The 3,260-nt window shown below is 54.2% G+C and carries 4 protein-coding genes; all 4 read right to left on the bottom strand.

Going from position 1 to position 3,260, the window contains the following annotated elements; all coding sequences use genetic code 11:
• A partial coding sequence (locus lacNas_RS07830) for an amidase family protein (RefSeq protein WP_244661443.1) occupies nucleotides 1–506 on the bottom strand: 506 nt, incomplete at its 3' end.
• Complete coding sequence (gene gatC, locus lacNas_RS07835) at nucleotides 506–811, bottom strand: Asp-tRNA(Asn)/Glu-tRNA(Gln) amidotransferase subunit GatC (protein WP_201330588.1); 306 nt, start codon at nucleotides 809–811, stop codon at nucleotides 506–508. The genes gatC and lacNas_RS07830, both read right to left, overlap by 1 nt.
• Before the next feature lie 11 nt (nucleotides 812–822).
• Entirely contained in the window at nucleotides 823–1,968 is a 1,146-nt protein-coding gene (locus lacNas_RS07840; RefSeq protein ID WP_201330589.1) for a CamS family sex pheromone protein, read from the bottom strand.
• Nucleotides 1,965–3,260, bottom strand: a 1,296-nt coding sequence (ligA, locus tag lacNas_RS07845; RefSeq protein ID WP_201336301.1) for an NAD-dependent DNA ligase LigA, incomplete at its 5' end; no start/stop codon positions are given. The genes lacNas_RS07840 and ligA, both read right to left, overlap by 4 nt.

Here is a 3,260-nt window from a genome sequence, read left to right on the forward strand (position 1 = left end):
GAGCCACCGGTGTCACTACCCAAGGCAGCAACTACTTCGCCGCTGGCAACGGCAGCTGCTGAACCACCGGATGACCCGCCAGGAACCTTGTTCAGGTTCCATGGGTTCTTGGTGTCGCCGAAGTAGGAAGTTTCAGTAGATGAGCCCATGGCGAATTCGTCCATGTTGGTCTTGCCGATGATGGTGGCCTGTGCTGCCTTCAGCTTGGCTACGACAGTTGATTCGTAGACCGGTACAAAGTTGTACAGAATGTGGCTGGCAGCCGTGGTCTTCAAGCCATTGGTGATGATGTTGTCCTTGATGGCAATCGGCACCCCGGCCAGCTTGTTGTCAAAGTTCAAGTCTTCAGCCGGCTTGGCGTCTTCGTCGACGGTGATGAAAGCGTTGATCTTTTCATCGGTCTTCTTGATGTTGGCAACCGTGTCCTTGGCCAATTGGTCGGCAGAAACAGCGCCGCTCTTCAGCTTTTCGTTTAAAGAATCGATTGTTTCGTTTAAGTAGTTCATTATTGGTTGTCATCCTTATTGATAATCACAGGTACCTTGACAAAGCCGTTGCTCTTGTCAGGAACGTTCTTCATCATTTCGTCACGCGTTTGCCACTTTTCAGGCTTGTCTTCTCTGAAGACCGTGTCCCGGTCAACCACTTGAACGGTTTCTTCAACGCCAGTCGTGTCGACTGCCTGCAATTCTTCGGCCATTTCCAAAATCTTCCCCATTTGCGGAGTGAACTTGGCCAGTTCTTCATCGCTAAATTCAAGCTGGGCTAATGCCGCAACGTGCTTGATGGTATCGTTTGTTACCTTTTCCACTTATGTACCTCCTAATTACCGCCATAGATGTGCGTCCGATAAGACCCGGTTGCCGTTTCCTTGGCCACGACCGCTTGCGTGTCGTTGACCGAAGAAATGGTGATTTCCACCGGCGAGCTGGTCCCCAGATACTTCTTTGCCCTGCTCTTGACCATCTGGGCAAAGCTCTGCACCTGCAGATAGCCGTAGAACTGCGTGGTGATGGCGATGCTTTCGTAAGCAAGCTTGCCGTCATAGTAGCGCAGGGTCGCCGTTACCCCGGAAACGTTCGGGAAGTAGTCCTCGATTTCATCCTTAAAACTGGTGAACTTGGATTCGTCACTGGAGCTGACCGCGCTGGCGCCGTCAACCGTTGGCAGAACCTGGGTCTTTTCGTTCACAGAGTTCCATTTAGATATTTTACTACTATTTGCGCTGGCTGTCCCATACGAGAAGTAAGTTCCCCCGACCAATGAGTCGGTGTCAGTCTTAGAGAAGAGGCCGACCATGATCGGAATGCTCTTGTACTTCTTCTTGGCGTGCAGGCGGGAAACGATCGTGTTGGCCGTCTTCTGCCCGAAGGACCGCCGCTCGGACAGGGAAATCTTCGTGCTGTACTCCGTGCCGCCGGACGTCTTGGTGTAGTAGTCAACCGAGTTCAGGCCCAGGCTGATGCTGATGCCGGCCAGCTTGTAGCTGGAGCCGCTCTTGACGTAGAAGTCCTCTTCCATGATCTGCTGCAGGATGATCGGGTTTCTGGTCGTTGACCCGGTCTTGCCGTTGTTCTTCAGGTTCAGGCCTTCCTTGTTGCTCTTGGAGTAGCGGCCCAGCCAGTTGGTGACCGTGGTTTCGTCGAGCTGCTGGCCTTCCTGGATGACATAGCTCTTCGTCGAGAAGACCTTCTTGGAGATCCGGATCAGGCCCCGCTCCATGGCGGATTCGTCGACGCTGTTGTCGTAATTGGTTGCCTCCAGGCCGGAAATATCACTGGTCTTGTAGACGCCCTTGCTCAAAAGCACCGAGTAGCCGCCGTCAGTGCCTGAAGTAGTTTCATATTTCTTGGTCTTGCTGGTCGTAGTCGTTGAATTGCTGGCCAGATCGGAATTCTTCAAATTGCCGCAAGCCGCCAGCAGCAAACTGCAGCTCGCCAAAGTTATCGCCTGTAAAAATCTCTTCACTTTTCTGCGTCCTTCTCTTCGATCTTAGAGATTGCCTCTGCCTCCGTCAAGCGCGGGATCCCCAGCGCTTCTGCCTTGGCAAACTTGCTGCCGGCATCGGCGCCGTAGATCAGGCAGTCCGTCTTCTTGGAAACCGACCCGGTCACCTTGGCCCCGAGTTCCTGCAGGCGCTTGGTGAATTCGCTGCGGGTGTAATGTTCCAGCTTCCCGGTCAAAACGACCGTCTTGCCCTTGAAGAAATTGTCCTCTGCCTCGCTGTCGTCACCCAAGTAGTCCATGTTGACGCCGGCCTCTTCCAGGCGGGCAATCAGTTTCCGCGCTTCCGCCTGCTGGAAATAAGTCGTCAAAGACTCAGCAATCGTCATTCCTATTGTATCGATTGCAGTGAGTTCTTGCACGCTTGCGGCAGCGATTTTAGACATATTTTTAAATTTCTGGGCAATCAATTGGGCAGCTTTCGCGCCGACGTTGTCGATCCCCAGACCAAAAAGGACCAGCTCAACGGAATTCTTCCGGCTTTCATCGATGGCCGCCAGCAGATTGCTGATGGACTTCTCCTTGAAGTGGTCCAGCTGGCTCAAGTCGTCAGCCGTCAGATAGTAAAGGTCGGCCACATTGTGGACCAGGTCCTTGGCAATCAGCTGCTTGACGATCTTTGGGCCAAGCCCTGCGATGTTCATGGCCTGCCGGGAGGCAAAGTGGGTGATGCCTTCTTCGACTTGGGCCGGGCAGGACGGGTTGATGCAGCGAAGAGCTACTTCTTCATCCAAGTGGACCAGGTCTTCCCCGCAGGAAGGACACTTAGTCGGCACCTCATAAGGAACAGAATCTTCGGCCCGCTTCTTTAAAACGACTCCGGAAATTTCCGGAATGATGTCGCCGGCCTTGTGCAGCTTGACTGTGTCGCCCAGGCGGACGTCCAGTTTGGCCAAGAGATCCGGATTGTGCAAAGAGGCCCGGGCCACGGTGGTGCCGGCCAATTGCACCGGATCCATCACGGCCGTTGGAGTCACGACCCCGGTTCTTCCCACGGTCCACTCGATTTCCCTAACCACCGTTTCTTCTTCTTCCGGCGGGAACTTGTAGGCAATTTCCCAGCGGGGCACCTTGACGGTGTTGCCAAGGTCGGCCTGCAGGGCCAGGTCATCGACTTTCAAAACGATGCCGTCGATTCCGTAAGGCAGGTCGTCGCGCTTTTGGGTGTACTCATCGATATAGTCATAGACGGCTTCCAGGCTTTCCAAGCGGCGGCCGCTGTCATTGGTGTGGAAGCCCAGCTTGGCCATTTCGCT

Source organism: Lactobacillus nasalidis, assembly GCF_016587775.1.
GTDB classification, from domain to species: domain Bacteria; phylum Bacillota; class Bacilli; order Lactobacillales; family Lactobacillaceae; genus Lactobacillus; species Lactobacillus nasalidis.